Origin of the sequence: Catellatospora sp. IY07-71 (assembly GCF_018326265.1) — a bacterium.
Classification (GTDB): Bacteria; Actinomycetota; Actinomycetes; order Mycobacteriales; family Micromonosporaceae; genus Catellatospora.
The window spans coordinates 6099388-6120081 of sequence record NZ_AP023360.1 but is presented as its reverse complement, the minus strand read 5'-3'; the positions used below and the strand labels follow the sequence as shown (position 1 = coordinate 6120081).

Sequence of the window (20694 nt, the reverse complement as noted above, 5' to 3'; positions counted from 1 at the left end):
CGTCACTCATGGCCGCCCTTTCCCTTGATGAGCACCTGCTCGGATCGGGGCCCGGCCGCTGTCGGCTCTATTCGGCCCAGTTCCGCCACCACGTCCGCGGCCACCGCGAACCCCTCCGCGAACGCCCGGACCGCGTCCAGCCCGTCGGCGTCGCGCGCGCCGCCCACGACCCGGTGCCATACGCCGGCCTGCCGCGCCAGCGCGGGAACCACCTCGTCGGCCTGCTGCCCGGCCGCGATCACGACCGTGTCCGCCGGGAACACGGCATCGGCGCCGGCCGCATCGGTGACGTGCACGCCGTCCGGCGTGATGTGCCGGAACCGGACGCCGGAGACGATCCGCACGCCGTGCCGGCGCAGGTCCGCCAGCACCGCCCAGCGGCTGGACCGGCCGAGTCGCGGCCCGATCCGGGGGCCGCGGTGCAGGATCGTCACGTTACCGGCGGCGGCCGGGGCGGGGCCCGCGGCGAGCCCGTGCGTGCGCAGGAAGCGCTCGATCTCGTCCGGCCGGTCCGGGCCGCGACCGGCCAGGTGCGCGAGGTCGACGGCGATGCCCCCACCGCCGATGATCACCAGGCGTCCCCGCAGCGCGCCGGCGGCGAACGCCTGTGTGTAGCTCAGCACGTGCGGCAGGTCGGCGCCGGGGATGCCGACCCGGCGGGGCCGTACCCCGCTGGCGACGACCAGGCCCGCGTAGGACCGCAGCAGGGGCACGTCACCGGCGCCGATCGGGCGGCCGAGCTGCACCCGTACGCCGAGCCGGTCCAGTTCCGCCGTGAAGTAGCCGATGGTGGCGTGATAGTCGGCCTTGCCCGGGACGAGGCCCGCCAGGCGGAACTGGCCGCCGAGCCCGTCCGCCGCCTCGTACAGGTCGACGCCGTGCCCGGCCGCGGCGAGTTCGAGCGCGGCCTGCATACCCGCCGGTCCGCCGCCGATCACCGCCAGCCGCAGCGGTCTGCCGCCGCGCGCCGGCCGCGGCGCCAGCTCCCGGCCGGCCCGCGGGTTGACCAGGCAGGACACCTCCTCGTCGACCAGCGACCGGTCGATGCACGCCTGGTTGCAGCCGATGCAGACGTTCACCGGACGCCGCCGCCGGGTACGGGTGATCATCTCGGGGTCGGCCAGGAACGGGCGGGCCATCGACACGAAGTCGAGCCCGGTCGCCGCCAGGACCTCCTCAGCCTGCCGGACCCGGTTCACCCGGTTGCTGGCGATCACCGGGACCGCCCCGACCGCCGCCTTCACCGCGGCGGCCACGGGGACCCACGAACCGGGCGGCACGATCGCCTGCACGGTGGGCACGGTGGCCTCGTGCCAGCCGACGCCGACGTTCAGCGCGTCGGCGCCGGCCGCCACCAGCGACGAGGCGAAGTTCAGCACGTCGGCTCGCGGGGTGCCGCCGGGCATCAGGTCGAGCCCGGTGAACCGGACGATGATCGGGAAGTCCGCGCCGGTGGCGGCCCGCACCGCGCGGGTGACCTCGACCCCGAACCGCGCGCGGCGCGGCGCGTCACCGCCCCACTCGTCGTCGCGCAGGTTGGTCAGCGGCGAGAGGAACTGGTCGACGAGGTAGCCCTCCGAGCCCATGATCTCCACCGCGTCGAACCCGAGTTCGCGGCCCAGCGCCGCGCCCTGCGCGAAGTCCGCCACCGTGGCACGGATCTGCGCCGCGGTCATGGCCAGCGGCGTGCTGCCGGAGAACCTGCTGTGCACCGCGGACGGTGCGACCGGGGGCACCCCGAACGCCGCCGGTGAGGCGTACCGCCCGGCGTGGAACAGCTGCAGCGCGATGAGCCCGCCCGCGTCATGGACCGCCGCCGCGACCCGGCGCAGACGGCCGCGGAAGGCGGGGTCACCGAGCACGCCGTACCCGCGCCCGCCCGCGCCCGCCATGCTCACCGCGGCGCCGCCGGTGACCATCAACCCGGCGCCGCCGCGGGCCCGCTCGGCGTAGAACGCGGCCAGCGCCGCGCCGTCGTCCTCGCGCACCTCCAGTCCGAGGTGCATCGCACCCATGACGATGCGGTGGGGGACCGGCAGCGACCCGATCCGGCCGGCCCGGAAGACGTGCCGGAACTCGTCAGCCATGCGGGCTCAGCGGCGGCATCAGATCCTCGGCGAACGGCGGCGCGACCACCGACAGGCCGCCGTCCACCACGAGGGTCTGCCCGGTGATGTACTCGGAGGCGGGCGCGAGCAGGAACGCGACCACGTCGGCCACCTCCTGCACGGTGCCCATGCGCGCCTTGGGGATCTTCGGCAGCACCCGTGACAGCGGGGCCATGCCGGGGACGTTGTAGAAGTAGTCCGAGGAGTCCGACTCGATGATGCCGCCGTTGACCGCGTTGACGTTGACGCCCCGCGGGGCGAACTCCACCGCCATGTAACGCACCCACGCCTCGATGGCGGCCTTGGCCGCACCGAGGTTGGCATAGGTGGGGTAGGCCCGGATGCTGCCGTAGCTGGACAGCGCGACGACGCGGCCGCCGTCGTCCATCAGGTCCACCGCGCGCTGGGCGCCCAGCACGAAGGCGCGGATGTTCATCGCGTACGAGCGGTCCAGGTGGTGCAGCTTGAGATCGGCGATGTTCTTGAACGAGCTGGCCGCGGCGTTGCAGACGAAGTAGTCGAGCCGGCCGAAGGCGCTGCCCACGGTGTCGAACAGGCGCTCGATCTGGGCCGGGTCCTCCATGTCGGCCTGCACGGCGACGGCCTTGCCGCCGAGCTGTTCGACCTGGCCGCACACCTCATCGGCGAGCTCGGCGTTCTTCTTGTAGTTCACCACGATGGAGGCGCCGGAGCCGGCCAGCGTCAGCGCCAGCGCCCGCCCGATGCCGCGCGAGCTGCCGGTGACCAGCGCGACCTTCCCCTCGTGCACACCGGTCCGGTGGTCGGTCATCGCACATCTCCCAGTACGTCGCGGGCGATCACGGTCTTCTGGATCTCGTTGGTCCCCTCTTCGAACCGCTGCGCCCGCGCGTCCCGGTAGACCCGCTCGATCGGGCTGGACTCCCAGTAGCCGATGCCACCGTGTACCTGCAGCGCCTTGTCGGTCACCCGGGTCAGCATGTCGACCGCGGTGAGCTTGGCCATCGAGGACAGCGCTCCGGCGCGCGGATCGCCGGACTCCCACCGGCCCGCCGCGAACAGCGTGAGCTGTCGTGCGGCCTCGAGGTCCGCGGCGTTCTCGGCCAGCGCGAAGGCGACCGCCTGCCGCGCGGCCAGCGGCTTGCCGAAGGTACGGCGGACCCGGGCGTGGGCGACGGCCAGCTCCTGCGCCCGCCGGGCCAGTCCCACGCAGGTCATGGCCACCGCGATCCTGCTCGGGGTGAGGAAGCCGCCGAGCGCGACCTCCAGTCCCTGGCCCTCCTCGCCGAGCCGGTGCGCCACCGGCACCGGCGTGCGGTCGAAGACGAGCCTGGCGTGGTCGGTGCCGCGCACGCCCATCGTGTCGGGCATGGGCTCCACGGTGACGCCCGGCGCCTGCCGGTCCACCATGAGGGCGACCGTGCCGTCCTTGCCGGCGGTGCCGTGCAGCCGCGCGAACGTCAGCCACCAGTCGCAGCTCACGCCGAAGGTGATCAGATGCTTCTCGCCGGAGAGCAGGTACGTGTCGCCTTCGCGTACCACGCTGCACCGCATGTCGGCGCCCGTTCCGGCGGTCGGCTCCGTCAGCGTGAACGCGACCCTGGCGTCACCGGCCACCTGCGGCAGCACGAACTTCTTGCGCTGCTCGTCGGTGGCGAACTGGTCCATCGAGCGCCACACGCCGTTGCAGACGTGCACGATCATCCGCAGGGAGGCGTGCGACATCGAGAACAGCTCGAGCAACTCGAGATAGCGGACGAAGGGCAGCCCCAAGCCGCCGTACTCCGCGGGCGCCGCCAGCCGGAGATAGCCCCGATCGCGCAGGTCGCCGAAAAGCCGGTCGGGCACCGCGCGGGTCTGCTCGATCTGCGCCGCGTACTGCTCGCCGGGCCCGCGCACGAACGCCTCCACCTCCTCCCGCAGGACCTCGAACCGGCTCTCGTCCGTCGTCATCACCGTGTTCCTCTCGTCATGGCCGCGCTCTGCGCCGCCGTCGGCGCCGGTCCACGCCGTCACCGGCTGGCCCACTCCCGAAGCAGGAACTTCTGCACCTTGCCCACGGGATTGCGCGGCAGCTCGTCGATGATCTCCAGCCGTTCCGGCCAGTACTGCTTGGCGACCTTCTGCTGGTCCAGGAACTGCTGCACCTCGGCGAAGTCGAGGTCGCCGGTGCGCACCACGTACGCGCAGGCACGCTCGCCGAGCCGCTCGTCCGGCATCGCGACGATGGCCACATCGGCGATGGACGGATGGGCGTGCAGCAACTGCTCGATCTCCGCGACGGGGATCTTCTCGCCGCCCCGGTTGATCACGTCCTTGACCCGGCCGGTGATCCGTACGTATCCGGATTCGTCGATAACCGCGAGGTCGCCGCTGCGGTACCAGCCGTCCGGCGTCAGCGCCGCCTCGCTCCACTCCGGGCGGTCCAGGTAGCCGGCGAACAGGCAGTCGCCGGTGACCTCGAAGTTGCCCTCCTGCTGCGGCCCGAGCACGGTCCCGGCGTCGTCGGTGACCCGGATGCCGACGCCGGCCAGCGCTCGCCCGTCGGTGCCCCACACCGACGCCGGGTCGTCGCCGGGCGCGCCCAGGGTGCCCAGGCAGGTCTCGGTGGTGCCCCAGGCGCCGCACACCGCAGCGCCCAGCACCCGGGTCGCCCGCTCGGCCAGCGCCCGTGGCACGGCGGCACCGGTGGCCACGAAGATCCGCAGCTCGGCCGGCGGCCGGCCCGTGTCCTCCACCGCGCGCACCAGATCCACCAGGAACGGTGTGGCGGCCTGCACGAAGGTGCCCTGCCACCGGCGTAGCGTGTCCAGGGCGGTTTGCCCGTCCCACACCGGCTGCAGGATGTGCGGGGCGCCGAGCGTCAGGGCCAGCCACATCCCGTACAGGAATCCGGTCTGGTGGGCCAGCGGTGACGGGACGAAGACGCGGTCGGCCCGGGTCAGTCCCAGATGCCGGGCCGCCATGGCGGCAGCCCGGGTCAGCGTCTGCATCCGGTGCAGCACACCCTTGGGCTCGCCGGTCGTGCCGGAGGTGAACAGCAGCTGGGCGAGCATGTCCGGTGTTGGGCGGCGGGCGTCGAGGACCGCCCGGTCGGGCACCTGCCGTGCGAGCGCCTCGTCGAAACGGTGCCACCGGACGCCGCCGCCTTCGGCGAGCGGCCCGCCGCCGACGACCACGACGTGCCGGACCGGGGGCGCCTCCGGCCCGGCCAGCAGCGCGGCCAGCTCGCGAGCGTGGTCACGGCCGCGGTGGTGCTCGGGCACGACGAGCACCCGGGCGCGGGCACAGCCGAGCATGTGCCTCAGCTCGCGCTCGCGGAAGATGGGCATGAGCGGGCAGCACACCGCGCCGATGCGTACCGTGGCGATGGTCAGCACCACGGACTCGGCCCAGTTCGGCAGCTGCCAGGCCACCGGCTCGCCCGGCTGCACACCGAGCTCAAGAAGCATGGCCGCGGCGGCGTCGGCACGCTGGTCGAGCTCACGCCAGGTGAGGCGCCGCTCGGCACGGCCGGGGGAGGCCGCCTCGACGACCGCCGTGTCGTCGGGCCGCTGCCGCGCCCACCGCCGGACGAGCGCGTCCAGCGGCTCGGCGGCGACCCGGCCGGGATCGGTCACGGGCTCCTGCGTCCGGTGCGGCCGGACCGGCCTGCGGCCGGCGTCCACCGACATCGACATGCCGATCGAGTTCATGTCGTCGACGAACCGGGGGTAGGAGATCCGGTAGGCGTTCGGGTAGGTGAGCCGGCTCTCCCCGTCGGCCTGGGAGGCGGCGACGGCCAGGGCCATCAGCACCCGGTGGTCGTTGAAGGACGACAGGTCCGCCGCGCCGAGCCGGGACACCCCGTGGCAGCGCAGCTGGTCGCCGTGTACGCCGAGCCGGGCGCCCATCCGGTTGAGCTGCAGCATCGCCGCGACCCGGTCGGACTCCTTGAGCCGCACGTGGGCGACGCTGTCCAGGGTGGAGGTGCCGTCGGCCTGGCTGGCCAGCACGCTGAGCACCGGCAGCATGTCCGGAACGGACCGGCAGTCGACCTCGATCGGCCGCAGCCGCAGCCCGTCGTGCTGCACCCGCACGAACCCGGTGCCGGGGTCGCGCCGCAGTGGCAGTCCCATCCCGGTCAGGATGTCGAGCAGGTCGGCCTCCGGGTGGTCGGTCTCCGCCGCGCTGACCGCGGACAGGCCGCGGAACAGCACGTTGGACGGCCGTAGCGCCGCCGCCGCGAGACCGAAGGCGGCCGAGCCGATGTCGGGCGGCAGCTGGATCACGGCCGGATGCGGCCGCTGGTTCGGCTCGACGGCGAACGTCCGGCCGTCCGGGCCCGTCTCGACCACCAGACCGAAGCGCCGCATCATCGCGACCGTGAGATCCACGTAGGAACGCTCGTTGAACGGGCCGGTGACCTCGATCAGGCTCGGCCCGGTGGCGAACGGCGCGAGCAGCAGCAGCCCCGAGATCCACTGCGACAGCGTGCCCGGAATCCGCACCCGGCCGCCGACGGGAAGCCCCGGCACGACGGAGATCGGCGGGGCGCCGGTCGGCGCGTCGAGCCGCACCCCCAGCCCGCTGAGCGCCTCCAGCAGGGGACGGATGGGCCGGCGCCGGAAGTACTTCTGGCCGACGATGGTGACCGGCGAGGACGCCAGGGCCGCCAGCGGCGTGAGGAAGTACAGGGTCGTGCCGGAGCTGCCGACCGACACCCGCTCCCGGACCGGCCGGTACTGGCTGCCGGTCACCAGGAGCGTGCCGCCGTCGCCGTCCACCTGGATCTGGGTGCCGAGCTGGCGCAGCGCCCGGATCGTGTGCTGCACGTGGCCGGCGTCGGACAGACCCTGGATGCGGGTCGTGCCCGGGGCCAGCGAGGCGAGGATCAGGGCACGGTGCGCGTGGTACTTCGAGACGGGGACGTCGATTTCCCCGGTCAACGACCCGATACGACCCTTGACCAGCAGGCGCACGGTTCCTCCTTCACTACGGGCGAGGGCGGCGGCGTGGACGGTGATGTGTCGCCGTTCACCGGCGCGTGGGCTCGCCCGACAACGGTGTCGGGGCGCTGACGCCGCCGAGAACGGCATGCATGCCGCCGTCGGCGTGGAGGACCTGCCCGGTGGTGTACCGGGCGAGTCCGGACAGCAGGAACAGCACCGCGCCGACCACCCGGGCCGGATCGTTGCGGTCCCAGCCGAGGGGTGCCCAGCGTTCGTAGTGGTCGGCCAGGTCGCCGAAGCTGTCGACGCCGCGTGCCGACACGGTCTCGACCGGCCCGGCGGCGACCAGGTTCACCCGGATCCCGTGCGGGCCGAGGTACAGCGCGAGGTACTGCGCGATCGACGTCAGGGCCGTCTTGTAGACGCCCATCCAGTCGTATCCCGGCAGCGCCCGCCCGGTGTCGACGGTCATCCCGACGATCGCCCCGCCGCGCTCGTTGCGGCTGAGGGCGGGCGTCAGCGCGTGGGCGAGCTGCTGCAGCGAGTACGCCGAGGTGCGGAAACCCGCCAGCGCGCTGCTGGGCGGGGTGGTGAGGAATCCCGCGCCGAGTGCGTCGGCCGGTGCGTACGCGATGCTGTGCAGCACACCGTCGAGCCGCTCCCACCCCGCGGCCGCGGCGGCCAGGGACTCGAAGCCGGCGTCGTCGGTGACGTCCAGCTCCAGGACCTCCGCGGGAGCGGGCAGGAGCTGGGCCGCCTTGCGGGTGATGCGCGCCGCGCGACCGAACGAGGTCAGCACGACCGTCGCGCCCTCCCGCTGGAGTGCCTCGGCGACGTGCCAGGCGATCGACTCGGTGTTGAGCACGCCGGTGATGACGTACGTCCGCCCCGTGAACAGTTCCAACCTGCGCTGCCTTTCCGCTCCGGGCCGCTCCGGTGGGAGCCGGCCCCCGGCGCTACCGTTCTGCGGCGGTCTCCCCGGCGACCACCCGCTCGACGAGCTGGCCGAGGGTCATTCCGATGAGGTCCCGGCGCGGGATGTCGACCCCGTAGTTCTTCTTCAGGGACGTCATCAGATCCGCGACGTCGAGTGAGTCGATGTCGAGCTCGTCGAACTTCGCCTCCGGGCGGATCGCCTCGTCCTCCACGCCGAGATCGACGAGTTCCCTGCTGAGAAACTGCTCGACGTCGGCAGCGGCGGTGTCGTGTGGCATGGCTGTGTTCCTTTCGGTTCAGCGGGCGGGAGCGGGGGAGCGGCGGCGGGCGAAGTGCGGCGAGTGCTGCTGTGCCCAGTACCACTGCCGCCAGTAGGCCTCGGCGAGGTCGATCCACGTCTGCAGCTGGTCGGCGCTGTCGAGGAAACGGTTCTGGTTGACGACGAGCCAGGTGTAGACCGCCTGGCTGTCCCGGCAGCCGCCGCAGTCGCCGGAGGTGCAGCAGAACTGCAGCGTCTCGTAGTCGGCGCCGTAGACGGCGAAGCCCTCGATGACGGGCTGCCCGTTGCCGACGCGGCCGGCGTGCTCGGGCAGCTCGACGCTGATGCTCGGGCAGACGTCGTATCCGAACCGGCCGCCCCAGTGGGTCCGCCCGGTGATCAGCGCTTCGATGAAGTAGGGGTGGCTGACCACGGCGTCGGGGAACAGCTCCTTGACCCGCAGCGCCTCGGCCAGCGTCCGCTTCTCGTTATCGATCCGCAGGGGCTGTTCGGTGCCGTGCGCGCTGTAGAAGTTGAAGGTGACCTGGTTGCCGTTGTCGGCGATCGCCCGCACGGTCGGCTCGACGTACTGCAGGCCGTTCTCGGACAGTGCGAAGACGAACGTCACCCGGGGGTCGTCGCGGTAGTGCCGCAGCGCCTTGTCGAACAGCCCGGTGAAGGTGGACCCGTTCGGGCGGACCGCGCGCAGGTCGTCGTCCAGCGGCCCGCCGCCGAACAGGCTGATCGCCACGGCCACCTTTTCGAAACCGGCCATGGGCAGCGGCCGCAGCCCGTTGGTCGAGATGGTCAGGTAGGGCAGCCGCTCGACGAACGGGACGACGCGGTTGAGCACCAGCGTCGGCTCGCCGCCGATGAGCGTGGCCTGGGTGACCCCGGCCGCGTCGAGCCGGTCGACGAACGCCCGGATCACCCCGAGGTCGGAGGTCTCCGGAACGGCGGTGTCGAAGCCGCCCTCGAAGTACCAGCAGCCCTTGCACCTGATGTTGCAGGTGGTGGTCAGGTGGACCTCGCAGGCCTTGACCCGGCGGCCCATGTCCCGGATCGCCAGCACCCGCTCGGCCAGGTCCGGCCGGGCGGCGAGCAGGTCGCGCAGCTTGGCTTTCGCTTCGCGCCGGGGTGGCGCGGGAGGGTTGAGGTGGAGCGGCACGACTGCCATCAGGCCGCCTCGGTGCCGGGGACCCGCAGGCCCAGCTCGGTGATGCGGCGCGAGACGATGGCGGTCCACTGGTCACGGGCCTGCGCGTTGGTGGTCTTGCGCAGGCCGTAGCGGATCGCCAGCTCGGCCCGCTTGGAGTTGGGATTGCCGAAGACGCCGATGAAGGTGGGCCACAGCCGGTCGAGCGCGGCCTGCAGCTGCTGCCGGCCCTCCTCGGTGACGGCGATGTTGCGGCACACCCGGGCGCCGTGTGCGATGTGGACCTTCTCGTCGAGGATGATGGTGCGGACCGCTTCGGCCCACGGCTGGTAGCTGCTGTCGGCGAACTCGCGGATCATCAGCAGCGCGGCCTCCTCGCCGATGTAGGAGAACACGCCGCGCTCGGCCCAGGTCGTGCACGTGTGCAGGCCCTGGTCGGCGAACAGGTTGCGGTCCTCCAGCCGCTGGGTCTCCATGTGGCTGGTGTCCACACCGAGGTCCGCGAGGATACGCTTGCCGATCTTGTAGTGGTCGTACTCCTCGACCGCCCGCTCGGCGCAGACCTGGCGTTCCTCGGCGTTCGGCGCCATCGGCAGGAACATCATCGTGTAGTCGTCGCCGCCGGACAGCTCGCCCTCGGTGTTGATCAGAATCTGGCTGATCAGCATCTTCTGGTATTCGCGAGGTGCGCGGCGGAACTCCTCCGGGGTCCGTACGACGAAGGCCTCGTCGTCGAAGACTGTGACGCTCTCGGTCACCGTCACCATCATCCTCCAATGCAGGGAACCCGCGAGCATGCGCGATGGCCCGGTGGCCTGGGCATGCGGCAGCGGTCGATTGTGGGACGCGTGTTGTCGCCGGCAGCCAGACGACGATGTCTGCTCCGTCGGTGCGTGCACTGATCCGGGTGATGGCGGTCCGCGAATACGGCGCCACGGCGCTGTTCGGCCGCCTGCAGGCTCGCCGTGCCGGCCTGTGTCAGGACCGCACCGGGAGACCGCCGGTCGTGTCGTGTCGGGTCATTCGCTCAGGTCGCAGGCCGCCTCGCGCCACCCCGCGGGCGGCGCGACGGCTCACGACAGGTGCTCTACGGCCAGCCGCTGCACGTCCGGCCGCACGATCTTGCCCAGCGGGGTGCGTGGGAACTCCTCCACGTCGAGCTCCTTGAGCGCGACGAACCGGCGCGGCACCTTGAACGTGCTGACGTGCTTGAGCAGCGTCGCCCGCCAGCCGTCCTCGTCGGCGGCGGTGCCGGGCAGCAGCTTGTAGACGAGGACGAGCTCCACGCCGGTCACCGGATGGGGGAGTGCGGCGACGACCGCGTCCTCGACACCCGCCAGGTGCGGCACGACGGATTCGATCTCCGCCGGATAGACGTTCTCGCCGTTGACGATCACCATGCTGTCGAGACGGTCGACGATGGTCAGCTCGCCGTTCGCGTCGAGCTGGCCCAGATCTCCGGTGCGGATCCAGCCGTCGCGCAGCCGCTCGGCGGTCAGCTCCGGGGCCTGCTCGTAGCGGGTGAAGAGATTCGCGCCGGTGAGCAGCACCTCGCCGTTGTCGCCCGCGGGCACGTCGCTGCCGTCGAGCCCGACCACCCGCACCTGCGAGCAGGCCACCGGCAGCCCGGCGGTGCGGGTGTCGCCGGGCTTGCGGTCGCGCGGCTCGACGGTGGTGATCGTGGCCAGCTCGGTCATGCCGTACACCTGGTACACCGGGATGTCGAACGTGCTCTCGAAGCGGTGGATCAGGGCCGGGCTCAGCGGCGAGCCGCCGGCGAGCACACCCTTGAGGGTCCCCGCCGCCGGGCGTTCCGGCTTCTCGGCGAGGTGCGCCAGGTAGGCGTTGACGACCAGCGTCCAGGTGGGCCGGTAGCGGTCCACGTAGGTCCAGAACCGGGCCAGCGCCGCCTCGGAGCGTACGCAGACCGATCGGCCGCCGCACCACAGTGGGGTCAGCGTCGGAAACATCTGGCCGCCCGCGTGGAACAGCGGGTTGACGTTGAGGATGATGTCGTCCTCGCCCGCTTCGGCCCACTCGGCCATCGCGACCGCACCGGAGATCAGGCTGCGGTGCGACAGCACGACGCCCTTCGGGGTGCCGGTGGAGCCGGAGGTGTAGACGACCACCGCGTCCAGCTCGCCGCTGCTGTCGGCCGCGGAGATCGGCCCCGGCTCGCCGGCGCCCTTCGCGAGCACGTCGCGGAGGAAGCCGGCCTCGTCGTCGACCGACAGCCAGCTCGCCGCCGGCAGCTTGTCCGACGTGCTCTGCCGTCCCAGCACCAGGGCCGGCCCGGCGTGGGCCAGCTGGGCCTCCAGCTCGGCGGGGCCGGACTTGGGGTTGAGCGGCACGAGCACCCGCTGCGCGCCGACCACGCCGAGGAACAGCAGCGCGGCGAGCGAGGAGTTGTGCAGCACCATGGCGACCCGGCCGCCCGGCGGCACGCCGTGCTCGTCGAGCAGGGCGGCGCAGCCGCGGGTGAACGCCAGCACCTCGGCGAAGCTGATGTCGCGGGACTCGCCGTCACCCTGGAGCAGGTACGGCCGGTCGCCGTAGCGTTGCGCGGCGGTGGCGATGAGGTCGAGGAAGTTCCTGGTCTCCGGTAGCTGCCAGGCCGTCGGCGCACCCGCCGCGGGGCCGTCCGGGGCGGCGGCGCTCGCCGACCGGAGCACCACGGCGCTGAGCTGCCGCACCGTGGGCGTCTCGAAGATCGTGTCCACCACGTCGACGCCGAAGGCCAGCTCGACGCGCGTCACTATCTCGACGGCCGCGAGAGAGTCCATGCCGGCCTGCAGGAGGTCGTCGTCCAGGCCGAGATCCGAACGCTTCAGCACGTCCCAGCAAATGGACTGTATCCGTTTTTCCACATCGAGCAGCGTCATTCGACTATCCCCCGTTGGATTGCAGATCAGTGACCTTTTGGCAGGTCAGGCCCTGGCCCGCCGCACGCTGGCGCACAGTGCATATCGGAGCCAAGGCAGAACATAGCCCGTTCGTGGGAGCGTGTCCATAGATTGCCATGAACGCTCTCGTGTGGCACTCTCGCAGCGGCCGCACGGAACTTCGGCTACGGGGGCAAGTTGATGACCATGACACCGCTCGTCGGCGACATCGATCCATTCTCGCCGGAGATGATGGACGAGCCGTATCCCTTCTACGACACGCTTCTGCGCGCATCGGGCCCGGTCTACCTCGCGCATCGGGACATCTGGATCGTCAGCGGCTACGACGACGTCCGCGCGGCGGCCAAGGACCACGAGCGATTCTCCTCGGCCGACGGCATCGCCTACGACAAGTCCAGGCTCCCGATCCTGTTCGGCGTCGACCCCCCGGACCACACCAGGCTCCGGCGCCTGATCAACCGCGATCTCACCCCACGGGCGGTGGAGTCGTGGCGGCCCCTGGTCGAGCAGATCTGCCGGGAGCTGCTCGACGCGGCGCTGGCCGCCGAGGACGTCGAGATCGTGAGCCAGGTGCTCGTGCCGCTGCCGGTGCGGGTCATCGCCGCCGTGCTGGGGATCCCGGGTGACGACGTGGCGCAGTTCAAAGCCTGGTCCGCGGGGGTGATCGAAGGGTTCAACGCCAACGCCCGGCTGCGCCCCCGCTCCGGCCTCGACGACGAGGCCCCGGACGCGGCGTATCGGCGGCAGGCGGCCAAGAAGGCGCTGTCCGCGGTGGCCGGCATCTCCGTCTACTTCCACACCCTGCTCGACCAGCGCCGCGCGCAGCCGACGGGCGACGACCTGATCTCCAAGCTGCTCGCGGCGAACGAGGACCAGCTCCGCGACGACGAGCTGGTGTGGCTGTGCCTGGCGCTGCTCGTCGGCGGCAACGAGACGACCACCCACCTGCTGGGCAACCTGTGCCTGGCCATGATGAACCACCCCGACCAGGACGCGCTGGTGCGGGCGAAGCAGGAGCTGATCCCGGGCGCGGTCGAGGAGACCCTGCGGTTCGACCCACCCGTGCAGAGCGTCTTCCGCACCGCCACCGCCGATGTCGAGATCGGCGGCACGGTCATCCCCGCCGGTTCCCGCGTGCAGCTGTCCTTCGCGGCCGCCAACCGCGACCCCCGCCGGTGGGAGGATCCGGACCGGTTCCGCGCCGAGCGCCAGTCCGACGGGCACGTGGCGTTCGGCAGCGGCATCCATTTCTGCGTGGGAGCGCCGCTGGTCCGGCTGGAGACCTCGACGTTCCTCCGGCAGCTGTTCGCGCGCACCGAGCGGATCACGCTCAACGGACCGTTCCGCAGGATCAAGAGCCCGACCTTCCGCGGCTTCGAGGAACTGCCGCTGCACCTGACGCCCAGGGCCGACGGGTAGGCGGTGACCGCGGGGCGGGTGGCGGAGGACGCCGCGCCACCCGCGGCCGGCAGCGCAGAGTGGCGCGGTCGGTGTCGATCGTGCCGTGGACTCGGCAGCAGCAGATCGGGGCGTTGCGCAGGGTCGCGCCGCCAGCGGGTCCGCTGCCGAGCCACCCGACCGGAGACCGAATCAGGATGATGCCTTGATGAATACCTTCGGCAGGTCCTTTGCCGACGCCGTCGCCGCCCGGTTCCGCATCGCCGGGCTGCTGCCGTACGCGGGGATCGGGCTGACCGCCGCCCTGGCCGTGGGCAACCTCCTGCTCGGGCTGCTGCCGGTCGCGTTCGTCATCGCGACGAGCGTGATGCTGGGGCGCATCCCGTCGGCGGTGGCGGCAGGCGTCGGATCCCCGCAGTGGTCAGGCGTCGTCTGGGCCTTCGCCGTCGCGTCCGGCGCGTTCGCCTTGCAGCAGTCGCTGAGCCCGCTGCAGACGGCGCTCGGCGAACTGGTCGCCCGGCGGGTCGACGGCAGGATCTTCGACCGCCTCATGGCCGCGTCACTGCGCAGCCCCGGCATCGCGCCCCTGGAGGACCAGCGGCTGCTCGACGCCCTCGGCGAGGCCGGCCACGAGCTCCAGCACGGCTTCCAGAGCCCCGGCAAGGCATGCGCCGGCCTGCTCCACCTGATCGCCCGCGTCACCTCGCTGCTCGGGTACGTCGCCGTGATCGGATTCGCGTTCGCCTGGTGGGCCGCGGCGGCCGTGCTCGCCGCGGTGCTCGCGTTCCGCTACGGCCAGCGTGGCGGCCTGCGCCGGTACTCCCAGGTGGTCGCCAAGTACGCCGGCGCCCGGCGCAAGAGCCGATACTTCCGGGAACTGGCGATGGGCGCCGTCGCGGCCAAGGAGATCCGGATCTTTGGGCTCGTGCACTGGCTGCGCGACCAGTACCGCGCCGCCTACCACGAGTGGATACACCCCGTCTGGGCGGCCCGCCGCCGCATCCTGCTGCGGCCGTACGGCTGGTACACCGTCTTCGGCCTTGCGGCGGCCTCGGCGGTGACGGTGGCGGCGGCCCGTGCCGGACTGGCGGGGATGGACATCACCAGCCTGGTGCTGGTGCTGCAGGCGGTGCTGGGCGCGCTGCGGCTCGGCGAGTTCTATCCGGAGGCGGACGTCCAGACCCAGTTCGGGATGAACGCCTTCCGCGCGGTGCGCGCGTTCGAGCAGGCCGTGGACGAGTACCCGGCGGCATCGCCGCCCGGCGTACCGCCCGGCGAGCGCCTCCCGGCGGCGTCGGCGCCGCGTGGCGAGATCCGCTTCAGCGACGTGACGTTCCGCTACCCCGGGCAGTCGCGGCCGGTCTACGACGGGCTGAACCTGGTCATCCCGGCCGGCCGCTGCACCGCGATCGTCGGTGTCAACGGTGCCGGCAAGACCACGCTGGTGAAGCTGCTGGCCCGGCTGTACGACCCGCAGCAAGGGGCGGTGACGGTCGACGGCCTGGACCTGCGGGCGTTCCCGGTCGACGCGTGGCGGGCCCGGCTGGCCGTCATCTTCCAGGACTTCAACCGGTACGAGGTGTCGGCGGCCGACAACATCGCCTTCGGCGCGGCAGAACACCTCGGTGATCGGGACCGGGTCCGCGCCGCGGCGGCCGATGCGGGGATCGAGACCACCCTGGAAAGCCTGTCCGCCGGCTTCGACACGCCACTGGCCCGGCACGTCACCGGCGGCGCGGACCTGTCCGGTGGCCAGTGGCAGCGGGTCGCGCTGGCGCGGGCGCTCTTCGCGCTGCGCAGCGGGGCCTCGGTGCTGGTGCTGGACGAGCCCACGGCGAGCCTCGACGTGCGCGCGGAGTCCCGCTTCTTCGACGAGTTCGTCCGGCTGACCGCAGACGCCACCACCGTCCTGATCTCGCACCGGTTCTCCACCGTGCGTCACGCCGACCACATCATCGTCCTCGACTCCGGGCGCGTGCACGAGGAGGGCTCGCACGACGAGCTGATCCGCCGCAACGGCCGGTACGCGGAACTGTTCCGGCTCCAGGCGGACCGGTTCGCCGACGACGAGCCCCAGGACGACCACAGCGAGGTGACGGTGTGACCGGCGGCATGGACAACCTGTGGGCGGCGGCCCGGCAGCTGCTGGGCGCGGCATGGCGGGAACACCGTGGCAAGACGGCGGCGGCGGTCGTGCTGATGCTCGCCGGCGCGGTGGCCGCGCCGCTGATCGGTCTCGCCCTGAAATGGCTGATCAACGCCGTCGCCGAGGGGCGGAGCGGGGCGGTGACCTTGGCCGCGCTGACCGTGGCGGGGCTCGCCGTCGCCGTGCTGACCTTCGGGCACTTCGCGCACGTGGCGCACTTCGAGCTGTCGGACCTCATCACGCTGCGGTTCGACGAGGAACTGATCGCGCTCACCAACGGCTCGGCGGGCCTCGACCTGCACGAGCGCCCGGCGCACGCCGACCTGATCACGGTGCTCGAGCAGGAGGTCCAGCAGGCGCGCGCGTCACTGCAGGCGCTGCTCAACACGGGCAGCCTGATCCTGGCCGCCGTGGTCACCGGCGTGCTGCTCGCGATGCTCAACCCGGTGCTCTTCCTGCTGCCGCTGGCCTCGATCCCGCCGCTGCTGGCCGGTCGGCGGGCCGAACGCACCCTCGACCGGGCCACCATGGCGAGCGCCGAGGCGACCCGGCTCGCGCTGAACCTGTTCCGGCTCACCACTGCCGCGGGACCGGCGAAGGAGCTGCGGCTGTTCCGGCTGCAGCAGGAGATCCGCTCCCGCCACCGCGCGCTGTGGACCGGGGTGACCGGACGGCTGTGGCGGGCGCAGGTGCGGGCCACCGCGGTCCGCGCCGCCGGTCAGCTGCTGTTCGCCGCCGGATACGTGGCGGCCGTGCTGCTGGTGGTCCGCCAGGCGATCCAGGGTGAGCGCACGGTCGGCGACGTGGTGCTCGTCACCGTCCTCGCCACCCAGGTCAACCAGCAGGTCGTGCAGGCCGTGGGGCTGTTGCAGGACCTGCGGCGGATGGCCGGCACGCATCGGCGGCTGCGGGAGCTGCGCGAAGCGGCTGACGTGACCGCGGGCCGCGTCTCCGATGCCGCTGTGCCGGATCGGCTGCACCGGGGCGTCGACCTGCGGGGCGTGTCCTTCGCCTACGAGGGTGGGACGCCGGTGCTGCGCGACGTCGAACTGCACCTGTCGGCCGGTGCCACCGTGGCGATCGTCGGGGAGAGCGGCGCCGGAAAGTCCACGCTGGTCAAGCTGCTGTGCGGATTCTACCGGCCGAGCACCGGCGAGGTGGCCGTGGACGGCGTCGACCTGGCCCGGATGCCGCTCACCGACTGGCGGCGCCGGATCGCCGCCGGCTTCCAGGACTTCGTCCGGTACGAGCTGGTGGCGCGAGAGGCGGTCGGCGTCGGTGACCTCGACCAGGTCTCGTCCACGGATGCGGTACGGGCGGCGCTGGAGCGGGCCCGGTCGGCCGACATCGTGTCCGCGCTGCCGGACGGGCTGGACACCCAGCTCGGCAAGAGCTACGCCGACGGCGTGGAGCTGTCCGGCGGCCAGTGGCAGAAGCTCGCCCTCGGCCGGGCGCTGATGCGCGAGCAGCCCTTGCTGCTGGTCCTCGACGAGCCCACCTCCGCCCTCGACGCCGAGGCCGAGTACGCGCTGTTCGAGCGGTACACGGCACAGGCCGCGCGGGTCGCCGCGCAGACCGGGGGAATCACGCTGATCGTGTCGCACCGCTTCTCCACGGTGCGGATGGCCGACATGATCGTCGTCGTGTCGGACGGCAGGATCGTCGAAGCCGGCGACCACGCCACGCTGATGCGCGCCGAGGGCCTCTACGCCGAGCTGTACGGAATGCAGGCACGCGCCTACCGGTGACCGGCCGGCGGTGCTCGCGCACAACGGCACGGAATCGTGCACGGCCGGCGGCCGTCCGCCTCTACTGTGGCGGACGGCCGCTGCCCGCGGCCAGCACCGGTTGCCGCTGCCAGTCGCCCAGTGGCGAGCCGGGCGGTGGCGCCGAGTCGCAGAGCACGTAGTGGCCGGGAGTCACGGCGTCGGTCCGCTCGCCGACGGCCGCGCACAGCTCGGCATGCAGGTCCTCGACGGTGAGGCCGGGCTCGGCCAGCACCGCGTAGGCGACCAGAGGTCCGGCCTCGCCTCCGTCGGCGAACACGGCCGAGGCCGCCAGCCGGGGACAGCCGGCGACGAGCGCGGCCACCGAGGGCACGTGCGCCCAGCCGGCTGCGGTGCGCGACCAGCCCTCTTCCCGTCGCACCGGCCGGACACCGGTCAGGCCCTCGAGGTCGGCGAGGATCAGGGGCTCGTGCACGGCGCGCACCACGATCTCCTCCACCCCGCGCATGAGCAGGAGGGCGGTGGCCACCGGCACGTACGCGGTGTCCACCTGAAGGTGCAGCACCGCCCGGTCGGCCATGGGATGCACCGCCCAGAACGACTTGATGCCGAGCCGCTCATAGCGGTCGGTCACCGCCAGCCGGGTGTCCTCGCGCAGCCGTGACAGGTTCTCCGGCGTCGGGTCGAGCTGCGGCAGCGCGCTCCACCGGCCGTCGGGCCGGGCGTCGTTGAAGAACGCCTCCCGGTCCGGGTGCGCGCCCCGCTGCACGCGGACCTGCTCCAGCAGGGCGGCCAGGTCGCGCGGGTCGTACGCCGAGTGGCGGAAGCAGTCCAGCGAACTGCGCAACACCTTCCGGACCGCGGCGTCGAACGGCGACCCCGCGACCGAGGTGGTGAACATTCCGTTCTGGGCCAGCGGCGCGACCGTCGCGCGCAGCTCGGGCTGCCGGTTGGCCGCGATGATCTGCAGCGTCACCTGATCGTGCGCCGTGTAGTGGCCGAGCAGCGCGGCGATGGCGGTGAGCAGCACCGACGAACTGGTGACGCGGAGTCTGCCGGCGATGTGCTCGGCGGCGACCGCCAGCGCCGCCGACTCCAGGGTCAGGCCGGCGAAGCGCGGGTCGTCCGGCGTGACGGTGGGAAAGTCGAAGATCGAATGCGAGGTGGCGGTCAGCGCCGATCGCCAGTGCCGCATCGCCGCGGTGCTCCTGGCCTGCCCCGCGGGATCGGACTCAGCCTGGGCCAGCGCGAGCGGGCCGGTGGCGCTGCCGTCAGGCTCGGCCTGGTCGGCACCGCCCAATCCGCCCGCCGCCAGTGCGGCGGCGATGTCACCGCAGAGCTGCCGCAGCGCGGCCCCGTCGACGCACAGGTGCGAGATGACCAGGACCAGCCGCGCCGGGACGTCCTGACGGCACACCACACCGACCCGCAGCGGCCACTCCTGCTCGTGCCGGAACACCTGCCCGCGCAGCCGGCGAGCCAGCTCCTCGGCGGCCGAGTCGACGTCGGCGGCCTGCGCCACCTCGTGGACCACCAGGTCGAGCGTGCCCTCCGGGTGCAGTTGCTGGCGTGGGTCGTCGGGATAGCCGGGGAAGCGGGTGCGCAAGCCCTCGGTTCGCTCCACGACCTGGCGCAGCGCCGCACAGACCTCGGCCATGCCCCGCCCGGCCGGCACCGTGATCGTCCGGGCGAGATTGAAGAAGTGATTGCCGTCGCCCAGCCAGTGCATGGCCTGCCAGATGGCGCGCTGCCCCCAGGCCAGCTCGCCGTCGCCGGCGCCCGTGCCGTGGAACGCCACCGGCACTTGGCGGCGCACTCCGAGCACCGAGCGGCTCACGGCTCGACCGCCGTCCGCCGGGGGAACCCGGCAGCGCCGGGATCTGCCGGCGACGGCGTGGCAGGATCGGGTACCGGCTGGCAGAACACCGATGTGATGAGCTTGCTGCGCACGTCTGTCTCCCCGTGGGTGCTGCATTCCCCGAATGCGGTGTGGCCGGCGAAGCCTGGCCTGCGGGTGCACACATGTTCAGAGGCACCACGCACCTGTTCCGGCCGCGCGCGGCCGGCCGATACATTCACCGAGATCGACTTTAGTGCGCCGAAGGCACGCCGCGCAACGGGCGTCCCAAGGCCGGGCGATCGTGAAGCCACCGACGGTCGTCACCCGCAAGCCGCAAACGCATGCCGGTCATGCACGTGGATCGTGGGGGACGGGGAACCGGCCCCCCCACGACGTGCCGGCTAGGCCCGGACGCGGCGGGCGATCGCGATACCGGCCGCGCCCAGGGCGATCAGGGCTCCGGCCACGAGCACCAGGGTCATCGTGTTCGTGCCGGTGGTGGGCAGCTGAGGGCCGGGCGGCGCCGACTGCGCGGGCGACGAGGACGGTGCCGCCGACGCCGAGGGGGTCGCCGAAGCCGAAGGCGACGGTGAAGCGGCCGCCTGGTCCTTGTCGTACGCCTCGCGCCAGCCGCTGCACAGGAAGACGCGCAGGTCCTCGAACGTGCCGTCCAGCGCGGCCGTCGCGGCCTTGACCACCTCGGGTCCGCCGGTGCGCTTGGCCTCGGTGACGAGGTCGCGATAGTCCAGCGCGCGTGCTTCGTGCTGGCCGTCGTTGACGAAACCGAGCGTGGCGTCGATTCCGCCGTCGTCGAGCACCTTGTTGGCGGCCGCCTTGACGTGGGCACCGCCGGCCGACATGACCTGGCTGGTCAGGACCCGCAGGTCGGTGTTCCACACGACCAGCGCCCGGGACTCGAGGAACTCGCGGATGTCCTGCGTGCCGTCCAGCGCCTCCTGCGCCCGCTGCGTGACGCCGACATACCGGTCCTTGCTCGCGGCGAGGACCTGGTTCACCGTGACCCGGACCTCGGTGTCGGTCAACGCGTCGACGTCGACGGCGAGCAGCGGCCGCAGGTCAGGGTAGGTCACCGGCTGGCCGAGCCGGCACGCTGCTTCGAGGCCGATCTCTGCCGGATCGGCGGCGGCCGCCGGTGCTGCCGGGACCAGCCACGCCAGGACGGCGACGATGCCGGCCAGTGCTTTCCATCGCATGATTCTTGCCTCCCCGTGATCAAACAAAACGAGCGAAGGTAAACCATGCCGGTCGCAGCGTGCAACCTCCTTGCCCGGAGCCGAAATCCGCGGGAGC

The 20694-nt window shown here is 72.3% G+C and carries 14 protein-coding genes; 3 read left to right on the top strand and 11 right to left on the bottom strand.

Features of this window, described 5'->3' with window-relative positions; all coding sequences use genetic code 11:
• Positions 1 to 2: 2 nt before the first annotated feature.
• From CS0771_RS27265 to CS0771_RS27225, 9 genes are all read right to left on the bottom strand, one after another.
• A complete protein-coding gene (locus tag CS0771_RS27265; RefSeq protein WP_212843660.1) occupies positions 3 to 2087 on the bottom strand; it encodes an FAD-dependent oxidoreductase in 2085 nt (694 codons plus the stop codon).
• Positions 2080 to 2898, bottom strand: coding sequence for an SDR family oxidoreductase (locus CS0771_RS27260; RefSeq protein WP_212843659.1), 819 nt, complete (start codon positions 2896 to 2898; stop codon positions 2080 to 2082). The genes CS0771_RS27265 and CS0771_RS27260 overlap by 8 nt, the downstream gene beginning before the upstream one ends.
• Positions 2895 to 4040, bottom strand: coding sequence for an acyl-CoA dehydrogenase family protein (locus CS0771_RS27255; RefSeq protein WP_212843658.1), 1146 nt, complete (start codon positions 4038 to 4040; stop codon positions 2895 to 2897). The genes CS0771_RS27260 and CS0771_RS27255 overlap by 4 nt, the downstream gene beginning before the upstream one ends.
• Positions 4041 to 4099: 59 nt before the next feature.
• The gene (gene aroA, locus CS0771_RS27250) at positions 4100 to 7048 is read right to left on the bottom strand and encodes a 3-phosphoshikimate 1-carboxyvinyltransferase (RefSeq protein WP_212843657.1); all 2949 of its coding nucleotides are present in this window, start codon (positions 7046 to 7048) and stop codon (positions 4100 to 4102) included.
• 55 nt (positions 7049 to 7103) lie between these two features.
• A complete protein-coding gene (locus CS0771_RS27245) occupies positions 7104 to 7922 on the bottom strand; it encodes an SDR family oxidoreductase (RefSeq protein WP_212843656.1) in 819 nt (272 codons plus the stop codon).
• 52 nt (positions 7923 to 7974) lie between these two features.
• Positions 7975 to 8232, bottom strand: coding sequence for an acyl carrier protein (locus CS0771_RS27240; protein WP_212843655.1), 258 nt, complete (start codon positions 8230 to 8232; stop codon positions 7975 to 7977).
• An 18-nt stretch (positions 8233 to 8250) separates the two neighbouring features.
• On the bottom strand, positions 8251 to 9390 hold the full coding sequence (locus tag CS0771_RS27235; RefSeq protein WP_244871057.1) for a radical SAM protein: 1140 nt from the start codon (positions 9388 to 9390) through the stop codon (positions 8251 to 8253).
• Positions 9390 to 10127, bottom strand: coding sequence for a Phenylacetic acid catabolic protein (locus CS0771_RS27230; protein WP_244871056.1), 738 nt, complete (start codon positions 10125 to 10127; stop codon positions 9390 to 9392). Before CS0771_RS27230 ends, CS0771_RS27235 begins: the two co-directional genes overlap by 1 nt.
• 315 nt (positions 10128 to 10442) lie before the next feature.
• Positions 10443 to 12251: an AMP-binding protein gene (locus CS0771_RS27225; RefSeq protein WP_212843654.1), complete on the bottom strand. Its 1809-nt coding sequence runs from the start codon at positions 12249 to 12251 to the stop codon at positions 10443 to 10445.
• A gap of 207 nt (positions 12252 to 12458) precedes the next feature.
• Here CS0771_RS27225 and CS0771_RS27220 point away from each other — a divergent pair, with 207 nt between their 5' ends.
• The 3 genes from CS0771_RS27220 to CS0771_RS27210 all read left to right on the top strand — a co-directional run bounded on the left by CS0771_RS27220 (position 12459) and on the right by CS0771_RS27210 (position 17564).
• Positions 12459 to 13691 (top strand): cytochrome P450, encoded by a 1233-nt coding sequence (locus CS0771_RS27220; RefSeq protein ID WP_212843653.1) that lies wholly within the window; start codon positions 12459 to 12461, stop codon positions 13689 to 13691.
• A gap of 187 nt (positions 13692 to 13878) precedes the next feature.
• Complete coding sequence (locus tag CS0771_RS27215; protein ID WP_212843652.1) at positions 13879 to 15774, top strand: ABC transporter ATP-binding protein; 1896 nt, start codon at positions 13879 to 13881, stop codon at positions 15772 to 15774.
• On the top strand, positions 15771 to 17564 hold the full coding sequence (locus CS0771_RS27210) for an ABC transporter ATP-binding protein (RefSeq protein ID WP_244871055.1): 1794 nt from the start codon (positions 15771 to 15773) through the stop codon (positions 17562 to 17564). The genes CS0771_RS27215 and CS0771_RS27210 overlap by 4 nt, the downstream gene beginning before the upstream one ends.
• A gap of 61 nt (positions 17565 to 17625) precedes the next feature.
• Here CS0771_RS27210 and CS0771_RS27205 read toward each other — a convergent pair whose 3' ends face one another.
• Together CS0771_RS27205 and CS0771_RS27200 are read right to left on the bottom strand one after the other, a co-directional pair.
• Positions 17626 to 19380, bottom strand: a complete 1755-nt coding sequence (locus CS0771_RS27205) for a condensation domain-containing protein (RefSeq protein ID WP_212843651.1) — start codon at positions 19378 to 19380, stop codon at positions 17626 to 17628.
• Between the two features lie 404 nt (positions 19381 to 19784).
• Positions 19785 to 20597, bottom strand: a complete 813-nt coding sequence (locus CS0771_RS27200) for an ALF repeat-containing protein (RefSeq protein ID WP_212843650.1) — start codon at positions 20595 to 20597, stop codon at positions 19785 to 19787.
• Positions 20598 to 20694 lie beyond the last annotated feature (97 nt).

Coding starts and splice junctions, on each gene's coding strand:
- CS0771_RS27260 (WP_212843659.1), bottom strand. CDS start 2,898: ATGACCGACCACCGGACCGGTGTGCACGAGGGGAAGGTCGCGCTGGTC.
- CS0771_RS27240 (WP_212843655.1), bottom strand. CDS start 8,232: ATGCCACACGACACCGCCGCTGCCGACGTCGAGCAGTTTCTCAGCAGG.
- CS0771_RS27200 (WP_212843650.1), bottom strand. CDS start 20,597: ATGCGATGGAAAGCACTGGCCGGCATCGTCGCCGTCCTGGCGTGGCTG.
- CS0771_RS27255 (WP_212843658.1), bottom strand. CDS start 4,040: ATGACGACGGACGAGAGCCGGTTCGAGGTCCTGCGGGAGGAGGTGGAG.
- CS0771_RS27235 (WP_244871057.1), bottom strand. CDS start 9,390: ATGGCAGTCGTGCCGCTCCACCTCAACCCTCCCGCGCCACCCCGGCGC.
- CS0771_RS27220 (WP_212843653.1), top strand. CDS start 12,459: ATGACACCGCTCGTCGGCGACATCGATCCATTCTCGCCGGAGATGATG.
- CS0771_RS27265 (WP_212843660.1), bottom strand. CDS start 2,087: ATGGCTGACGAGTTCCGGCACGTCTTCCGGGCCGGCCGGATCGGGTCG.
- CS0771_RS27225 (WP_212843654.1), bottom strand. CDS start 12,251: ATGACGCTGCTCGATGTGGAAAAACGGATACAGTCCATTTGCTGGGAC.
- CS0771_RS27215 (WP_212843652.1), top strand. CDS start 13,879: ATGAATACCTTCGGCAGGTCCTTTGCCGACGCCGTCGCCGCCCGGTTC.